Genomic DNA, 16,936 nt, shown 5'->3' with positions numbered 1-16,936 from the left:
CCGTCAGAACGCGCCTTGTGTCATGCGGCCGCGGGTTGGGCATCCAGGAAAGTCCGGACGTGGCTGACGAAGATGTCGTGGTGCTGAAACAGCGCGCCGTGCCCTGAATCGGGATAGAGGACCAGCTGAGCGTTGCTCAGTTCCCTTGAACATTGCGTAAGCGTTGTTCGCAGGCAGCATGGTGTCGTGGCTGCCGCTGACCACAAGAACGGGCTGGCGGATAGCGCGCAGAATGGCGTGCCCGGGATCAGGTGTGGCGCACCAGGTGATCAGCGCCTTGGCCTGTGAATCGGTTACCGCGTTGCCGTTATCGGTGTCCCGATCATCCTTGCGCACCTTGGTCCTCTTCAGGAAGGCCAAGCCGGACGACCGACTGGCGGATGAATTCGTGAAGAACAGCGGCAGGCGGGGGTCCGGCGCATCGGTTTGGGAAAACGCTTCCTGCAGAACCGCCAACAGGTGTTCCTCTCCGCCTTTCGGCGCGGTACCGACGAGTATGAGCTTGCGGACCAACTGTCCGTGTTCGGCGGCGATCTGCTGAGCGACGCAGCCGCCGAGAGAAAAGCCAAGCAGGTCCACTTCGAGGAGGCCGAGCAAGTCGATGAAATCCACGGCGTCTCGTGCCATCGTCGCGACGTTGTCGGGCGTTTGACCGGTCGACCGGCCGACCCCTGCGTTGTCAAAGGCGATCACGGGGCGATCAGCGGCCAGAGCGTTGACGACGGCGGGATCCCATCCGTCGATGTTTCCCGAGAAGTGCTGCAGAAGAACCAGCGGAGTTCCAGTCGCGGGGCCGAGACGGCGATAGGCGAAGCGGATTCCGTGGCCTTCGATGTAACGGGTTGGCGCCGTTTCGAGTGTGAGGGCGTCCTGGTTCGCGATGTCGAGTTGAGTCATATCGTACTCCGGATGCTTGGCATGAAATGATCGAGCGGGTGACGCACGTAGCGCGGCGATCGAAACCTTCCTCCAGGATGTCGCTGGCGCTTCGCGCCATCGCGGTCCGAGGCGTTCCGCATTCCTCCGAGCGAGCGTGTGCGCTCCCGACGCCAAAGCGCCGGGAGCAGGTTCGTCACTTCGCGAGCGCTGCCTTTTCGATGACCTCGGCGACCTCCTTCGCATGGACGACCAGCGAGGCATGGCTGCCGGCGACTTCCGTCGTCTGAGCCTTCATCCTGGCTGCGAACAACTTCTGGACCTCGGGCGCGATGACTTTGTCCTTCGTGGTGATGACGTAGAACGTCGGCTTGTCGCGCCAGGCCGCAATGCTGACAGGCGCCTCGAACGCAGCAAGGCTCAGCGGAAGCTGCGAGTTGGCCAGGTGCTCGGCGATCTCAGGAGGGAGGTCAGCCGCGACGGCTGACGGAAACAGCTTGGGATCGATATACAGATTGCCCTTCGCGTCAGGATGGATCGCCTTGACGCCTTCGGTCTGCGGGCCGTCTTTGGCCAGCAACGCCAGGGATTGACCGACCTCCGGCGCGAAGGCGGAGACATAGACCAGCGCCGAGACCTTGGGATCATTGCCGGCTTGCGTGATCACCACGCCGCCCCATGAATGACCAACCAGAACGGTCTTGCCGTCCTGTTTCGCGAGCGCCTGCTTGGTGGCATCGACGTCAGCGGCGAGCGAAGTGAGCGGATTTTCCACGAGCGTGACGTTGTACCCCTTCTTCGAGAGAATATCGGCAACGGGCTGCCAGCTCGTCTGGTCCACGAAAGCTCCGTGCACGAGCACGATGTTGTGGGCTGCTCCCTTGGGCAGCTCAGCGGAATGGGCGGGGCCGACCCATGCCGTTCCGGCCAGGAGTACGGTGGCGGCTGAGAGAAGGATATTTAGCATTGATTGTTCCTGTTGATATGTCGGACGGAATAAGGTCCGGGGGAATGGACAGGCGTTTCCTGCCTGGTCGCGGTTTCTTCCATCCGCCGTTGGCGAGATGGTTGCCGCACATGACGTCGGCCCGCCGCGACATGACCTAGTTCGCAGGCTTTTCGGACGGTAGGGATCAATCGTCCGGATGTTGTGTCCGACCGTCCACCGGACTAACTTCGGCGGCATGGACATCCTTGCCCAAGTGCTAGATCGCGTTCGTCTCGGTGGGACGCTGCTGTTCCACTTCGAACTCGGCCATCCCTGGAATCTGGCGCTGCCGGCGCGTCCCTACGCGCTGTTTCACTATCTCAGTCGGGGCTCCGCGACCCTCGCGCTCGAACTCGGACAAGAAATCCAGATGACCGAGGGCGATTTTGTCGTCATCACACGCGGCGAGCCCCATGTGTTTTATTCGGATCGCCGGGCCAAGCCTTTGCAGATTGTGGACCTCGATCGATCGTCGGCACGTCTGGGCGTCGTTCGTCACGGCGGCCGTGCCAAGCCGCTCTCGACCATGATCTGCGGCAATTTCACCGTGTCGCGGCCCTCGTTCAGCAGCGTGCTGGAGATGCTTCCACCCGTGCTTCTACTGAAGCCAACGGCGGACGGCGGCTGGCTCGAAGCCATCCTGCGCCGCATGGTCAGCGAGTCCGCGCTCGAGCGTCCCGGCCAGCGCGTCGCACTCTCACGACTGACGGAAGTGCTGTTCGTCGAGGTGCTCCGAAGCTGGATCGCGTCTCTCAGTCCCGGACAAGGCGGCTGGCTCGGGGCCATATCGGACCCGCATATCGGACCGGCGCTCAAGTTGATCCACGAAAACCCGGAGCGGCCCTGGACCCTGAGCGACCTCGGCCATCGCGTGGGGCTCGGCCGCTCGGTATTTTCGGCTCGCTTCACCAAGCTCGTCGGCCAGTCGATGCATCGTTATGTGATCGAACGCCGGATGGCGGAAGCGGCGTTCCTGCTCGAAACCAGCGATGAGTCCATCGCACGGATCGCGAGCCAGGTCGGTTACGAGACAGCGGCGGCGTTTTCAAAACTCTTTCATCGACATCATGGCATGTCGCCCGGCCGCTACCGGACCTCTCAGCGCCTTGATGGACACCAAGGTCAACCGCACGGTTCGGAAGCGAACGTCTCCGATTGAATTTGCGTCAGTTGGTGCTCACCGTGAATGTCAGGCCTGCTGCCAAGCCGCAACGCGACCACGCCTCTGCGAACCGTGCCGTCCTATGTGATCGCCGGCTCTGACTTGAGCTTGCTGTCGCAAGATGCGGACTGAGCTGCTTCTCCGCCGCGCTTTCATCTCGCCCTCATCGCCGGTGCTCAATTGTCGCACCTTCGGTGTGAAGCATCTCACACGCACGCTTGCGTCAATGCTGCGATAGAGTACCTGTTGTGATTGAACGTGGTGAATTTAGTCGATTTGACACACCCGCCATCACATCAGCCTCAAATGAGCTGCACACGCCAGAACGGCATGTTGAAATAGCCTCCAATCGGCCGCTCGGCCGATGAGAGCTATGGAGACACTATGGCTGACAAACACGAACAGAGCATGGTTGGTACGTGGACCAAATCCACGTCGGCTGCGTGTGCGGATAAATACCCCGCCACTCTCACATTCTCGACCGGCACCTACCGCGGCATGCGCGGACCAGGGCAGGGCATGGTGTGGTGGGACGCGGGAATCTACCGTCTCGAAGATTCCAACACACTCGTCGTCGGGACGGCGACTGATGAACTTGTGACCTATCGCATTTCACTCAAGGCCGACCGATTTGAGTTTACGGATTCAGAGGGCTGTGTCGTGACCTATCGGCGCGCGTAGGACTGCGCACGCCACAGCTGACCGAAATAACGCGGCTGTACCCGCGAACGAGCCCGATGCTCACGTCGATCGTCTCACCCTTTCAACGAGGAGAAGACGACATGTGCAATTGCTCAGAGCATGAATCGAGTGGCAGCCTTTCCAAGATGACCGCGGCATCGGTCGAGCCCGCGATCAAGCCGCAGGTCCCCCTGTCGCGCCAGATCAGCTTCAGCGACGAGGAGTCCGGCGATCAGCCGGCCTCGACCGATCTGCAGCCGTTTCCGCCGTTCAGGCTCTGCAGGCTCGACTTCCGCGAAGGCTGCTACCAGATCAACTTCAGGCCGACCGCGGGCTTCGTGACCTTCGAAGGCACGCTGCGCGTCGATCGCTCGGCACCCGACGGCGGCGCCGACCATCTGATCGTCAGCGGCGATCTCTACTCGCGCCGGCCGGTGATCGGTCCGATCCCGCCGGTGGGGCCCGTGGTGCCGGTGGGCGACGCGGACGAAGATGAAGCGGCGGCGGGCTCGGGATTGACGAGCCTGGCCGGTTCGCTCAGTGCGCTCGATGACCCCCTGATTCCGTTTCCGATCCGCCGGCCGCGGATCCCCATCTTCCCCCGCGCGCGCTATCATTCCTATCTCAGGGTGACCAGCGTGTCCGCGCCGGTCGCGGTCCCGCTGCCGAAGAAGTGCGAGCTGACGATCACAGCCGAGCAGTTCAATCACACGCAGCCGCCGGCCGGCCAGTTCAAGGGCACGTTCCCGGCTTCGCCGTCGCGCACCGTGACGATGAAGCTTTCAAAGGTGCCGGCGCCGTTTCCGTTCTCCCTGACCGGCGGCCCGTTCTACCAGGGCCGGCTGTTCGAGGGCGGCGTGGACAAGGGCAGCATCACGCTCGCCTGGGTGTCGAAATTCTTCCGCCGCGCCACGCTGGAGATCGACACGCTGGTCGGAGCCGTGCGGCCCGCGCCGGTGCCCGACGGTGCCGGCGGCACGGAGTTCTTCGACACGGTCTTTGCGAAGACCGGCTGGCAGCTGTCGGTGGTGCAGGACCAGCTCAACGTTCCGGTGCCATCAGGCGTGGTGGCGACCAATTGCTGGAGCTCAGCGGATCTGCATGCGCTGATGACGACCGTACGCAATCCCGCGACGAATCTGGACACCGAATGGCGCGTGCACATGATCGTGGTGCCCGCAAAACTCGGGTGCTCGCGCGGCATCATGTACGACCAGATCGGCGTACCCCGCGAAGGCTGCGCCAGCTTCTCCGATGACGGCTATCCCGTCTCGGACTCCTCGAACTTCGGTCTCGCCGCCAACAAGAAGCAGCGCGACGTGCCGCGTGCGTTCCTGCGCAGCGCGACCCACGAGCTGACGCATACGCTGAACCAGATCCACCAGGAGCAGGAGACGGCGGCCGACAACTCGATCATGACCACGACGCCGAGCGTGGCGGACGTGCTCGGCGGTCCCGCGACCGGCGCACCCGGCGTGTTCCCGGACCAGATCGCGCTCGCGCACAACACCAACGTCCGTCATCACCTCAACCACATGCCGGATCCGGTCATTCGTCCGGGCGGATGGCCGTTCGCAAGCTGGTTCCCGACCGGTGCGCCGCAAGCCGCCGACCGGCACGATTTCGAACCTTCCGAGCTGGCGCTGACGGTGACGGCCACGACCGACCGCGTCGCGCTCGGCCAGCCGCTGGATCTGACCTGGACGATGACGAACACGAGCGGCGTGTCGCTGCGCGCGCCGAACGACGTCAGCACCGAGGCCCTGTTCGCATCGATCACCGTCACCGACGGCGAGGGGCACGAGCGTCCGGTCAGGCCCTTCGTGATCCTGTGCGAGCACGCGAAGCTGAGCGAGCTCGAGCCCGGCAAGAGCGTCACGGCTTCGGCGAAAGTGTTCTGGAGCACGGCGGGCTTCGCCTTCGAGAAGCCGGGTCGCTACCGCGTCGACGTCGCGGTGTCGTGGTCGGCGCAGGGCGTGATGGTGGGCGTGCAGTCGGGGATCGACGTGTTCGTCGACTATCCGACCAGCGCGAGCGACAACCATTCGGCCAATCTCGTGCTGCATCCCGAGGTCGGCAAATGGGTGGCGCTCGGCGGCGATGCCTATCACCTCGGTGAAGCGTGCCGGCGATTGCAGGCGCTCAGCCAGACCGCAGGGCCGTCAGGTGCGCGCGCTGCAACGGCTGCGGCCGGCGACGATACGACCGCGCCGCGCGCGATCGACGGTTTTGCCGACATGCTGCCCGATCGCGCCAAGCTCGCCAGGTTACGTCCCGAACTGTCCACTGAGACCGGCGGCCGTACGCCACGCGGACCGGCGCGAGCAGCCGCCCCAGGCCGCAAACGCGCGGCGAAGGCAAAGGGGCGCGCTGGGCGAAAGCGGTAACGGTTTCGCCAGAGCCCGGTGAAGACCATCGGTGTCATGGGCGAGCGCACCTGCGACCGTGTCGTCGCAGGTGCGCCGTCACCTTCGCCGACGGCGACGCGAAAGCGCGACTCTTTGACCACGGGAAAGGAAAACGAAAACGTGGAAAGGGTATCGCTGCAACGAAACGGTGGCGGCCGGCCGCATGATTGATCAAGTCCCGGCAGACAGAGCGCCGGACATGATCCCAGGTGATGACCCCATGGACTCGCATCCCCATATTCCAGCGCCAGTCACAACGTGGCTAGAACGATGGCGTCTGGTTCCGGACGGGGCACTGCTGACCACTCATTCCAGCTGGGTCCTGCCGGTCCGACATGAGGGCCGGCCTGCAATGCTCAAGGTTGCCCGTATTCCCAATGAGGGGGCGGGCTATCGCCTTCTGACCTGGTGGGACGGTCAGGGCGCAGCCAGGGTCTTTGCCTCGACTGCGGACGCGCTGCTGATGGAACGGGCCTCGGGAGCCGGTGATCTCGCGCAGATGGCTTGGTCGGGCCGGGACGAGGAGGCATGCCGGATCCTCTGCGACACGGCGGCGCGGCTGCACGCGACGCGGTCTGGCCCGCTTCCCGACCTGCACCCGCTGGAAGACTGGTTTCAGCCGCTCTTCCAGCTCGCCCCGGACCACGCGGCACTCGCGCCCGCCGCCGACATCGCCCGCCAACTCCTGGCCGCGCCACGCGCCATCGGTCCGCTGCACGGCGACCTGCACCACGAGAATGTGCTCGACTTCGGTGAGCGGGGATGGCTGGCGATCGACCCGCATGGGCTCGTCGGCGAACGAACATTCGACTATGCCAACATCTTCACGAACCCCGACCTCAGCGATCCCGGCCGTCCGCTTGCGACCCTGCCGGGTCGACTGGAGGCCCGGCTGGATATCGTGGTCGCCGTGACGGGACTTCAGCCCGAGCGGCTGCTTCGCTGGATCGTTGCGTGGACGGGGTTGTCGGCAGCCTGGTTCATCGGCGACGGCGACGAGCAGGGCGCCGCCATCGACCTGACCATCAATACAACAGCTCGCCGCTTGCTCGCTTAGCCTCGGCGCGCGAGTGCTCGCTCATGTCGTGGACCCGCGCGAGCGGCCGCGCCAAGGCACAAACTTCACAGACAAATGACAGCAGTGTGAAATCCTCCATCGCTGCCGCGCTGTTTCATCTGCGCTCAGTTTCAGCATGATGTGATCTCGCTTTAAGCGTGTATTGTCGTAGACTATCGCGCAGGGGCTGGCTCGCGTCCAATATCGGTTGTTCGAAGCTCCCGACCGTCGATCTACGACCAGCAGGGAGCAAATCATGGCCTGGCCTACGCTTGCCGAACTCGTCTCGAACTTCGCGCCGATCCTTCATCTCGACAAGGACGAGGTCAATCTGCCCTCGTCGACCGACTGGTACATCGGCCAGGTCGGCTATCAGGCCGCCGGCGGCATCTATTCCGGTCCCGGCCAGTGGAATTGGGGGACGGCCGAGCAGAGCAGCCCCGACGACTATCTGGTCGCGCCGCAGGCCATATGGGCCTCGCTGATGAAGGGCTATATCCCCACCGCCACCAGCTATGTTCACGTCCTGCCGGTCGACGACCGCACCGACATGGTCGATCTCCAGTACTGGTTGTTTTATCCCTATAACGGACAGGAGACCTTCGAGGTCACCGGTTGGACCGGCAGTACCGGTCAGGCGCTGATGCCGCTCTCGATCCATTGGGGCGACTGGGAATGCGTCACGGTGCGCGTCAATATCGACCAGCAGGTCGTCGGCGTATTCTTCTCGCAGCATTCGGGCGGACAATGGTGCTCGCCGAACGACGGCTTCCTGTCGCTCAGCGGTACGCACCCGAACGTCTATGTCGCGAGCGGGTCGCATGCCAACTATCCGGCCTCGAGCAACAGCACCTACGAGATCGGCGGCGTCGATGTGTGGGACGTGCGCTTCGCGGTCGCCGACTACGCGCGCGGCGGCGGTCCGACCGTCAATCTGGTCACCCCTAATCCGCCGGTCGTGATTCAGAACGATGCGGAGGCGATCCTTCCCACGCCCGTGACCCCGCCACCCTGGCTCGCCTTTAAGGGCCGCTGGGGACAGCCGATCGAGCCCACGCTGACCGACGCGGAGATCGGCTCATTGGTCGCCGCCGCCGCCAGCGGCATGCAACTGAACGTGCTGGTCGAGGACGCCGTGCAGTACGTGGCAGGCTCGACCACGCTGCAGGCCTGGCTTTCGGAAGTGATCCTGCCGATCGCGAAGGGCGACCTGACCGGCCCAACGGGACCATCGCAGAAGGGCTCCTGGGCCGTCACGCCGACCTTCCTGCCGTTCGGCACCGACACGCCTATCGCTTCGAGCGTCAGTCTCGTTCCGGTGGCGCTGGCGACGATGCCGGGATCGCAAATCCTCTGCATCGGAATGGGAAATCCCTTGCCGCCAGCGATGCGTGCGTGGAGCTTCGACCAGGGCAAATGGTCCAGTGCGAAGTCGCCTACCATGAGCCCGTTCGGCGGACTGGCCGCCTGCGCGACGCCCTCGGGCGGACTGGCGCTGCTCGGTCTGGGCAAGACCAGCCTTCTCGCCTTCATCTCCCCAGAGGGATCCGGAGGGCCGTGGAGCGCAGCGGGGCTCTGGCCCGCACCGCAGGCCACGACCGGGGCCAGCATCGGCCAGTTCAACGGCGCCTGGTATATTGCATGGGGCGGCGCCGACGGAAGCATCCAGTATCTCAGCACGACCGACTGGGTGCACTTCGGGACTCCGCAACGCGTGATGCTCCCCAGCGTCGACGGCCCGGTGCCTGCGACGATCGCAGGCGGCGCGCTGGTGGCACCTGCGGTGGGGAGCTGCGGGGGCGCGCTGGTGATGGCGCCGATCGCGGGTCTCGAAAAGGGAATGCCGATGGTGCTAGGCGCCTATGTGTCGTCCGACGGTTCGAACTGGACCGGCCCCAATCTGCTGCCGAGCATGTCGCTCTGTTCGAACACCAGCGGCGCGCTCGCCGGAGGGCCGAACGGGACGCTCTATTGCTTCTATGCCGACGGCAACAAGAAGGTGCGTTACTCGGTCACCAGCGACGGCGCGGACTGGAGCGATTCAGGCACGATCGCTGGCGCGTTCACCCAGCGGACGCCTAGCGTGGTCCCCTGGCAGGGCGGCTTTCTCGTCGTGCATCCCGGCAAGTCGTCACCGACGGTGTACTGGAACAGCGCGACCTTCGAGTAAGGCGCGATGCGCTGTCGGATGCAGGCGTCGATGTTGACGACGTCGATCGGCGTGTGATTGACCAAGCAGGGGCAGGCGGCGAAGGGGCGCCGCCGCCCCGATCACTGCACGGCACCTCGGCGCAAACGCCGGATGTGGATCATGCCATCCCATGATACGCCATCCGCACCGCTGCTTCCGGAGTTCGTGTTCATGTCCGCCGCAACTGCCCCGAACCAACAGCCCGCAACTTCCACCGAGACCGATGCCGAAGCGCTCGGCTGGATGAAGGGCTTCCCGCCAGCGCCCGACCGCACGATCACCTTCCAGAACGGCTCGTTCCGCAATTTCCCCGAATTGCGCTGGGCCTGGAGCAACGTCCGCCAGCTGGTGCCGACCGTGAATGTCTGGCGCGGGGCAGGGCCCGCGTCCGCGTTGCCGCGGGAAGACCACGACATCGGCGCGGTCGCCTCGACCACCATGGACGGCCGGCCCATGACGTTCGCGAAGATGCTGGAGGAGACTTATACCGACGGCATCGCCGTGCTGCATCGGGGCAAGCTGATCTATGAGCGCTATTTCGGCGCGCTGAAGCCGCACAAGCCGCATATCGCGATGTCGGTGACGAAGTCGTTCACGGGAGTGCTGGCCGGCATTCTCGTCACCGAGGGCAAGGTCGATCCGCAGGCACAGGTCACGGATTATGTGCCGGAGCTGAAAGCCAGCGCGTTCGGCGATGCGCGCGTGCACGAGGTCATGGATATGACCACGGGGCTCGAATACACCGAAGTCTATACCGACAAGAACTCCCACGTGTGGGGCTTGCGGCGTGCCAACGGCATGGCGCCGATTCCGCCTGACTATAGCGGCCCGACCAATATCTTCGATTTCCTCGTCGCGCAGAAGAAGCAGGGTGAGCACGGCAAGGCCTTTGCCTACAAGACCGTCAACACCGATGTGCTCGCCTGGATCTGCCGGCGTGCCAGCGGCATGACATTGTCCGACCTTCTCTCCGAGCGCATCTGGACGCCGATGGGGGCGGAGGAGGACGCGCATTATCACGTCGATCGCATCGGCACCGAGAGCGGCGGTGGCGGCCTCTCGACCACGTTGCGCGATCTCGCCCGCTTCGGCGAGACCATGCGCAATCACGGCCGCTTCAACGGCCGCCAGATCGTGCCGTCGTCCGTCGTCGAGGACATCGCGCACGGCGGCGATCCCGAGAAGTTCAAGCCGGCCGGCTACACCACGCTGCCCGGCGCGTCCTATCGCAATCAATGGTGGGTCACACACAACGCCCACGGCGCCTATATGGCGCGCGGCGTTCACGGCCAGGGCATCTATGTCGATCCCAAGGCCGAGATGGTGATCGCGCGCTACGCGTCGCACCCCGTAGCGGGCAACGCCGCCAACGACCCCGTGACGCTGCCGGCCTATATGGCGCTGGCAAAGGAGCTGATGGCCGGCGGGTAGGGCGAGGCGGGGGCTGATGGCGTAGGGTGGATTAGCCGAAGGCGTAATCCACCATCTGTCATCGAGCCGCGTTGAAGATGGCGGATTACGCTTCGCTAATCCGCCCTACGGGGCCGACGAATTCGCGACAACTTCCAAACCGCAAGATCGGTCGAGCAAATGATCGCCGTCAGCGGCTATCTGGAGCCGCCACGGAGGAGGGACGATGAAGGCGGCGCTGCAAAACTATCAGAACCGGATGCGGCGGGTGCTGGACCATATCGACCGGCATCTCGACAGCGATCTGGACCTGGAAACGCTGAGCAGCGTTGCGGCCTTCTCGAAATTTCATTTCCACCGGCAGTTTACGGCGACCTTCGGGTTGTCAGTGCATCGCTATGTCCAGCTGGCCCGTATGAAGCGCGCTTCCTACATGCTGGCCTACAGTGACGCCCTTGGTGTCACTGACATCGCGATGGACGCCGGTTACGATGCACCGGACGCCTTTGCCCGCGCCTTTCGGCAACGGTTCGGGCAATCACCGTCGTCGTTCCGCAATTCTCCCGACTGGGAGCCGTGGCTTGTGGCCTTCGGGCCTCTCGACAACGCGAGGAGCAAGCTCATGAAGACTTTTACCACCGACGACGTGACGATACGCGATGTGCCCTCCACGAGGGTGGCGATCATGGAGCATCGGGGCGACCCGGCGACGCTCGGCGACACCATCCGGCGGTTCATCGCGTGGCGCAAGGCAGCCGGCCTGCACCCCAGGACAAGTCCGACCTTCAATGTCTGGCGGTCCGAACGGCGTCCTTCCTCGCCCGCCACTTACAGCACGGACCTCTGTGTCGGGACCGACCAGCCGATCGAGGCGAATGGCGAAGAGATCAAGGCCGGCGAGATCCCCGGCGGACGCTGCGCGGTGCTGCGGGTCGTCGGCTACACCGACAATCTGGAGCCCGCCGCGCTCTACCTTTATCGCGACTGGCTTCCGGCCAGCGGCGAGGAAGCACGCGACTTCCCGATCTATTGCCAGCGGCTGAGTTTCTTCCCGGAGGTGCCGGAGCATGAGACGGTTGCGGACGTGTTCCTGCCGCTGAAATAGCGCCCTCCGACGGCGTACGAACTGGCATCAATCAATATCGCGCGCTCCATGCGTCGTACGGTCTGCCCGGAGCGCCAGCCACAGCGGCACGGTCTCACTAATATAAGAGTTGACTTATATTAGTGAAGGCCGATATTCGCCATTGCGCGAAACGATACGGAGGGATGCAATGGAAATCGACGTCGCCAGGGTCTTGGGGCTTGTCACGCGTTCGGTGAAGAATTTCGAGAAGGATGGAAAAGCAGCCAGCACGGTGACGCTGACGCGGCTTTACGAGACCAGTGTCGACGATCTCTGGGACGCAGTGACCAGCCGGCAACGCATTCCGCGCTGGTTCCTGCCGGTCGAGGGAGACCTCCAGCTGGGCGGAAGGTACCAGCTGAAGGGGAACGCGGGCGGCACCATTACGGCATGTGCGCCGCCGACGCATTTTGCAGCGACGTGGGAATTCGGCGGCGGGATAAGCTGGATCGACGTCAAGCTGGCGGCAGAACGAGATCAGGCGCGTCTGACGCTGGAGCACACCGCAATTATCGAGGACCATTGGAATCAGTTCGGTCCTGGTGCGGTGGGTATCGGTTGGGATCTCGCCATCGCGGGATTGGAACGATATGTTGCGACCGGCGCATCGGTCGACCACGAGACGGCCGAGGCTTGGATGGGCTCTCCTGCCGGTAAGGAATTCATGACGACAAGCGGTGAATATTGGTGCGCGGCGCATGTCGCAAGCGGGGTCGATCCTGATACGGCGAAGCAGCGCTCCGACCGCACCATCGCCTTCTACCGCGGCGAGATGCCGCCTGACGTCGCACATCCGGGCACAGGAAGCTGATGCACGTCTTCGAGGTCCTCGCCGATCCCGTGCGCCGTCGCATCCTCGAGCTGCTCGCCCCGGGGGAGATGGCGTCCGGTGAGGTCGTTGAAGCGATCGGGGCCGAGTTCGGGATCACGCAGGCGGCCGTGTCGCAGCATCTCAAGGTGCTGCGCGAGAGCGGCTTTGCGACGGTTCGGGCGGAGGCGCAAAGACGACTCTATTCGGTCGACGGTGCGGGGCTTCGGTCGGTGGATGCGTGGATCGGTCAGTTCAGGAATTTCTGGGAGCCGAAGCTGGACGCGCTGGCGACGGAGATCGCGCGCGGCAAACGGGAGCGACGTCACGCGCCGATGACCAAACGGAGCGGGAAGAGGGCGTGAGCTCCACGATGTAGGATGGGTAGAGCGAAGCGAAACCCATCAATACCGCGCGTTAAACCCGATGGGTTTCGCTGCGCTCTACCCATTCCACGCGCTCATCTTCCCAGCGCCATCGCGATGCGCGAGGCCAGAAGCTTGACCATGAGACCGGGCGGATAGCTTCGATAGCTCGGCACATCGTCCGACAGCACGACGCCTTCCAGTTTGAACTTCGTGCAGATCCGGGCCTGCAGGGGAGGGAGTTCGCCGTGAAATCGCGCCCGGTAGGCCGAGACCCAGTGCGGACCGCGATCGAAATTGACGAACATTGCCGAATTGCAGCAGGTCGCGACAACCCTGTTGGTCGGCGAAATGTCCTTGAGCTTATGAGGCTTCAGGAGCTCGGCCCCCTTGGAGCATGCGAAGCGGTCCTTGCGATAAAGCACATAGGCCGTGCCGCCGCCGGGATCGCGGACGGCAGGCGCGTTCGGCAGCGCCTCGAGCTGCGCCGCACCCTTCTGGCAGTCGTCGCAATAGCAGGCGGCGCTGACAATCGGCTTGCCGAGCGCTTTGACTTCGACGCTGCCGCAGGCGCACGACGCGATCATGACGGGGGAGTGGGTCATCTGCCTGCAATCACCATGGGTTGTTCTCGCCGTTGCGGAACTCTGGCGTTACGCGGAAGCCGGTACGCGCAGGTTCCTCGCATCATACGGCAAAGCACGCAAGCGAAAGCGGTGACTTCGCTTTGCTGCGGTGTCTCCCTCACCCCCGCGACATCTTCTCGAACTGCTCGATCAACCGTTCCGCGCTTTCGATATCAGCGCATTTTCGTCCCGCGCGCTCGCTTGTCATCAACGTGAACGCGCGTTTTGCCGGCAGCAACCTGACGGCCCTTCACGTGGTCGATGAAGGCTCTCAGCTTCGGCATCGTTTGATGGCGGCTCGGATAATAGAGAAACACGCCCGGCGCCATTGGCGCGAAGGACTTCAGGACCTGTACGAGCCTTCCCGTCTTCACCTGGCTGGCGGCGATCGGCGCGGGCACTTGCGCAAGTCCCATGCCTTCCACGGCGGCGCCAAGCATGGTGGGAAAGTCGTGGGCAATCAGCGGCCCCGAGACGATCGCTTCGACTGTCTTGTTGCCATCGACAAGAGACCAGGGCGCGATCGATCCGTTGCTGCGGCGAATGCGCAGGCATGCGTGCCGACGCAGGTCGTCGATACGCTCGGGTCGCCCGTGCCGGCTTAGATAGTCGGGGCTGCCGACGACCACGAACGGGAAGGGGGGCGTCAGCCGGACCGCGACCATGTCGGTGGCGATGAACTGGCCCATCCGGACGCCGGCATCAAACCCCTTGGCCGCGAGGTCGACCAATTCCTCGCCGGCGGCGATCTCCACTTCGACCTCGGGATAGGCCTGGCAGAAGGATGCGATCAGCGGCTCCAGCAGGATCGGTACCACGGCGCGCGGCACGGTGAGGCGCAACAGTCCAGTCGGCCGCTGCCCAAGATCGCGCGCAACCTCGCTTGCGGCGACGAGCTCCTCGAAAGCGGGCTTTGCGCGCGAGAGGAACCGCGCGCCGGCCTCGGTCAGGCCGACTGCGTGTCGTGCGTATGAACAAGGCTGCGCCGACACGCCCCTCGAGCGCATGGACCGCCTGGCTGATGGCCGATGGCGTGACGCCGAGCTCCGCGGCTGCGCGGCGGAAACTGCGATACTGGGCGACACGCAGGAACGCTTCCACGCCATCGAGCGCGCCTTGTCTGACTGTGAAGTTCTGCTTCATAGCCCATCAACATTATCCCGAATAGTCGCTCGCGCCAATCGATCGTATGTCTCGCTCGCAGATCGGAACCATCGCTGATGGCGGACATCTGCGACGTCAGCGCGATCTCAGAGAACAAAGGGGACCGCCGTGCTCCGGGAAACGAGACCGATGAAAGTCATCCGTAAATTTGTCGTCATGCTCACCCTAACCCTGATGGGAGCGACTTCCATGACCGATCCATCCGTTGCCCAAACACAAGCCATCTCGCAAGCCATGTCGCCCGCGACCACCGGGGTGATGGTCATCCTGACCGTGAAGGCGGGCGTCACGCGCGAGCAGGTCATGGCCGTCATGCCCGCTGAAATCCAGCAGACGGTGCAGCTCTATCTCAATGGGAAAATTCGCGAGTGGTATTCGCGTGGCGATGGGCGCGGAGCGATCTTCCTCGTCGATGCCGGGGATGTCGCCGGGGCGCAGGCGATCATGGAGGATCTCCCATTGGCCAGGCAAGATCTGATGGACCACGAGTATATCGCAATCGGTCCGCTTTTGCCGCTCCGCCTGCTCATGGCCAATCCCGAGCGCCGGCAATAAGGGCGAGATCCGGATGGAGGACGGCCGATGATCACCGACGCTGCTCCCGCTGCGATCGTCCCGCCGCTTCGGGCCTGGCATAGTCTGCTTTGGACCGTCCCATTCACGGCAGTATGGACCTGGTTGCTCTACGCGCTAGTCGCGATCTGATTGGAGGCCAAAATGACGACAGAAACGCTGTTCCAGATACATCTTGTCCTCGGTTATGTCGCGTGGCTGCTCTGCTTCGGCACGTATGTCTGGCCCTGGCTCAGGTCGATGGACGGGCGCGACGCGCACCGTGCCATCGCCACGCTGCACAGCTTCCGCTTCTTCGGGCTCGTCTTCATCCTTCCCGGCATCGTGAGCCCGGACCTGCCGGCTGGCTTCGCGGTGTTCGCCGCCTGGGGCGACTTCGCGACCGGGGTGCTGGCCATGCTGGCGCTTCTCACGGTGAGGATACGCACGCTCTTCTGGCTGTTCGTCGTCGCCTTCAATCTCGCGGGCACGGTCGATCTCGTCGTCGACTACTATGACGCCATCCAGGTCGGCCTTCCCGCGCATGCGGAGTGGCTTGGCTCAACCTACGCGATCCCGATCATCTACGTGCCGCTGCTGATGATCACGCACATCTCCGCATTCTATTTTCTGGCACGCCCTCGAGTCGGCGCCGATGCGGTGGCACTGGCCGGCGCGGGCTGAGACGGACCGCTAAAGTAGCAGTACCCTCCGACAGAGGCCTCGCCCTCCCTACCAATCGGCGGCTGCCTCGAGCAGCCGTTGGCGCATGAAGGCAACGCGCGGCCGTTTGCGTTCCGGTCGGCTTATGAACGGTGAGGATTGAGCCGATCAGGTCACGCAACGGCCGGGCTGCAGAAGCCTCGCGACTTCCGTGAGCGCGCTAACCACGGGCTCGCAGGCAAGTGTCGGCTTACGGCCCTGATTTCGCAGCAGCGTCGGCGGCTTGGTGGTGCGGGCCTGCGCAGACGGAATACGCAGCAAGACCGAGGTATCGGCGAGATCGTTCAAGCGCAGCGAAACCGTTTTCGTCGGAACTGCGAAAGGCTTGCGGTCGGCAAGATGATCTGCCTTGCCGGCGCGATTGACGATGTGGCTTGGCTGTTCGGAGACCGCCTGCCAGCGGTTTACGAGGTCGTGACCTGAAGCGTACTGCACTGCACCGAGCGTCAACGCGGTCGCGACAGCGCCTAGAAGAGCTTTGCGAATCTGTGACATGGCTTCGCTCCTCGCCCCACGGCGATTGTCGTTCCCTACGCAGCGCCCCCTCGGCCCATCGCTTCCTGTGGTCGCTTTCTAATGGCCGGCGGTTTCACCATTCCTTCGTGAACGCCGGAAAATGGTTTCATCCCGGCAGGTTTTGTTTCGTCGCATTGAAGGAGGTCTTGGTTCCCGCCTGCGCACAGCGGTTGCGTCCGCGTTGGGTCTTGGGTGTGTGCAAACGGATAGGTCGGCACGCGGCCGTGGTCGCCAATCGTTGCAGGCGGCCGATGTCTCGCGTCGGAGCGTCCAATGACTGGCC

The 16,936-nt window shown here is 63.9% G+C and carries 14 protein-coding genes and 2 pseudogenes; 11 read left to right on the top strand and 5 right to left on the bottom strand.

Features of this window, described 5'->3' with window-relative positions; translation table 11 throughout:
* Window positions 1-20: 20 nt before the first annotated feature.
* Both CT676_RS07790 and CT676_RS07785 read right to left on the bottom strand, forming a co-directional pair.
* Window positions 21-897, bottom strand: a pseudogene (locus CT676_RS07790) (alpha/beta hydrolase).
* A gap of 175 nt (window positions 898-1,072) precedes the next feature.
* Window positions 1,073-1,843, bottom strand: coding sequence for an alpha/beta hydrolase (locus CT676_RS07785; protein WP_071914814.1), 771 nt, complete (start codon window positions 1,841-1,843; stop codon window positions 1,073-1,075).
* A gap of 217 nt (window positions 1,844-2,060) precedes the next feature.
* Here CT676_RS07785 and CT676_RS07780 point away from each other — a divergent pair, with 217 nt between their 5' ends.
* The 9 genes from CT676_RS07780 (at window position 2,061) to CT676_RS07740 (ending at window position 13,072) form a co-directional block, all read left to right on the top strand.
* Window positions 2,061-3,023, top strand: a complete 963-nt coding sequence (locus CT676_RS07780; protein ID WP_167767982.1) for an AraC family transcriptional regulator — start codon at window positions 2,061-2,063, stop codon at window positions 3,021-3,023.
* Window positions 3,024-3,410: 387 nt separating this feature from the next.
* A complete protein-coding gene (locus CT676_RS07775; RefSeq protein WP_028150930.1) occupies window positions 3,411-3,707 on the top strand; it encodes a hypothetical protein in 297 nt (98 codons plus the stop codon).
* 101 nt (window positions 3,708-3,808) lie between these two features.
* Window positions 3,809-6,094, top strand: coding sequence for a hypothetical protein (locus tag CT676_RS07770; RefSeq protein WP_167767981.1), 2,286 nt, complete (start codon window positions 3,809-3,811; stop codon window positions 6,092-6,094).
* Window positions 6,095-6,335: 241 nt separating this feature from the next.
* The gene (locus CT676_RS07765; RefSeq protein WP_135214289.1) at window positions 6,336-7,172 is read left to right on the top strand and encodes an APH(6)-I family aminoglycoside O-phosphotransferase; all 837 of its coding nucleotides are present in this window, start codon (window positions 6,336-6,338) and stop codon (window positions 7,170-7,172) included.
* A gap of 256 nt (window positions 7,173-7,428) precedes the next feature.
* Complete coding sequence (locus CT676_RS07760) at window positions 7,429-9,342, top strand: Vps62-related protein (RefSeq protein WP_135214288.1); 1,914 nt, start codon at window positions 7,429-7,431, stop codon at window positions 9,340-9,342.
* A 192-nt stretch (window positions 9,343-9,534) separates the two neighbouring features.
* Window positions 9,535-10,794 carry a serine hydrolase gene (locus CT676_RS07755; RefSeq protein ID WP_135214421.1) on the top strand — a complete coding sequence of 420 codons (1,260 nt, stop codon included), beginning with the start codon at window positions 9,535-9,537 and terminating at the stop codon, window positions 10,792-10,794.
* A gap of 205 nt (window positions 10,795-10,999) precedes the next feature.
* Complete coding sequence (locus CT676_RS07750) at window positions 11,000-11,878, top strand: AraC family transcriptional regulator (protein ID WP_135214287.1); 879 nt, start codon at window positions 11,000-11,002, stop codon at window positions 11,876-11,878.
* A 169-nt stretch (window positions 11,879-12,047) separates the two neighbouring features.
* Window positions 12,048-12,710, top strand: coding sequence for an SRPBCC family protein (locus CT676_RS07745; protein ID WP_135214286.1), 663 nt, complete (start codon window positions 12,048-12,050; stop codon window positions 12,708-12,710).
* Window positions 12,710-13,072: a metalloregulator ArsR/SmtB family transcription factor gene (locus CT676_RS07740; protein WP_135214285.1), complete on the top strand. Its 363-nt coding sequence runs from the start codon at window positions 12,710-12,712 to the stop codon at window positions 13,070-13,072. The genes CT676_RS07745 and CT676_RS07740 overlap by 1 nt, the downstream gene beginning before the upstream one ends.
* Window positions 13,073-13,167: 95 nt before the next feature.
* Here CT676_RS07740 and CT676_RS07735 read toward each other — a convergent pair whose 3' ends face one another.
* Window positions 13,168-13,677, bottom strand: a complete 510-nt coding sequence (locus CT676_RS07735; protein ID WP_135214284.1) for a hypothetical protein — start codon at window positions 13,675-13,677, stop codon at window positions 13,168-13,170.
* A gap of 194 nt (window positions 13,678-13,871) precedes the next feature.
* Window positions 13,872-14,841: pseudogene (locus CT676_RS07730) on the bottom strand (LysR family transcriptional regulator).
* 150 nt (window positions 14,842-14,991) lie between these two features.
* Between CT676_RS07730 and CT676_RS07725 the strand changes: the two are divergent.
* Window positions 14,992-15,417: a hypothetical protein gene (locus tag CT676_RS07725; protein WP_205124592.1), complete on the top strand. Its 426-nt coding sequence runs from the start codon at window positions 14,992-14,994 to the stop codon at window positions 15,415-15,417.
* A 162-nt stretch (window positions 15,418-15,579) separates the two neighbouring features.
* The gene (locus CT676_RS07720; RefSeq protein ID WP_135214283.1) at window positions 15,580-16,098 is read left to right on the top strand and encodes a hypothetical protein; all 519 of its coding nucleotides are present in this window, start codon (window positions 15,580-15,582) and stop codon (window positions 16,096-16,098) included.
* A 147-nt stretch (window positions 16,099-16,245) separates the two neighbouring features.
* Here the strand turns inward: CT676_RS07720 and CT676_RS07715 are convergent, their stop codons facing one another.
* Entirely contained in the window at window positions 16,246-16,632 is a 387-nt protein-coding gene (locus tag CT676_RS07715) for a hypothetical protein (protein WP_135214282.1), read from the bottom strand.
* Window positions 16,633-16,936 lie beyond the last annotated feature (304 nt).

It is taken from the genome of Bradyrhizobium sp. MOS001 (assembly GCF_004634465.1).
Classification (GTDB): domain Bacteria; phylum Pseudomonadota; class Alphaproteobacteria; order Rhizobiales; family Xanthobacteraceae; genus Bradyrhizobium; species Bradyrhizobium barranii.
This window is presented reverse-complemented; position numbering and strand designations above follow the sequence as displayed.

Excerpts from the sequence above, each read along its gene's own strand:
- CT676_RS07785 (WP_071914814.1), bottom strand. The coding sequence starts at position 1,843 with ATGCTAAATATCCTTCTCTCAGCCGCCACCGTACTCCTGGCCGGAACG.
- CT676_RS07780 (WP_167767982.1), top strand. The coding sequence starts at position 2,061 with ATGGACATCCTTGCCCAAGTGCTAGATCGCGTTCGTCTCGGTGGGACG.
- CT676_RS07775 (WP_028150930.1), top strand. The coding sequence starts at position 3,411 with ATGGCTGACAAACACGAACAGAGCATGGTTGGTACGTGGACCAAATCC.
- CT676_RS07770 (WP_167767981.1), top strand. The coding sequence starts at position 3,809 with ATGTGCAATTGCTCAGAGCATGAATCGAGTGGCAGCCTTTCCAAGATG.
- CT676_RS07765 (WP_135214289.1), top strand. The coding sequence starts at position 6,336 with ATGGACTCGCATCCCCATATTCCAGCGCCAGTCACAACGTGGCTAGAA.
- CT676_RS07760 (WP_135214288.1), top strand. The coding sequence starts at position 7,429 with ATGGCCTGGCCTACGCTTGCCGAACTCGTCTCGAACTTCGCGCCGATC.
- CT676_RS07755 (WP_135214421.1), top strand. The coding sequence starts at position 9,535 with ATGTCCGCCGCAACTGCCCCGAACCAACAGCCCGCAACTTCCACCGAG.
- CT676_RS07750 (WP_135214287.1), top strand. The coding sequence starts at position 11,000 with ATGAAGGCGGCGCTGCAAAACTATCAGAACCGGATGCGGCGGGTGCTG.
- CT676_RS07745 (WP_135214286.1), top strand. The coding sequence starts at position 12,048 with ATGGAAATCGACGTCGCCAGGGTCTTGGGGCTTGTCACGCGTTCGGTG.
- CT676_RS07740 (WP_135214285.1), top strand. The coding sequence starts at position 12,710 with ATGCACGTCTTCGAGGTCCTCGCCGATCCCGTGCGCCGTCGCATCCTC.
- CT676_RS07735 (WP_135214284.1), bottom strand. The coding sequence starts at position 13,677 with ATGACCCACTCCCCCGTCATGATCGCGTCGTGCGCCTGCGGCAGCGTC.
- CT676_RS07725 (WP_205124592.1), top strand. The coding sequence starts at position 14,992 with ATGAAAGTCATCCGTAAATTTGTCGTCATGCTCACCCTAACCCTGATG.
- CT676_RS07720 (WP_135214283.1), top strand. The coding sequence starts at position 15,580 with ATGACGACAGAAACGCTGTTCCAGATACATCTTGTCCTCGGTTATGTC.
- CT676_RS07715 (WP_135214282.1), bottom strand. The coding sequence starts at position 16,632 with ATGTCACAGATTCGCAAAGCTCTTCTAGGCGCTGTCGCGACCGCGTTG.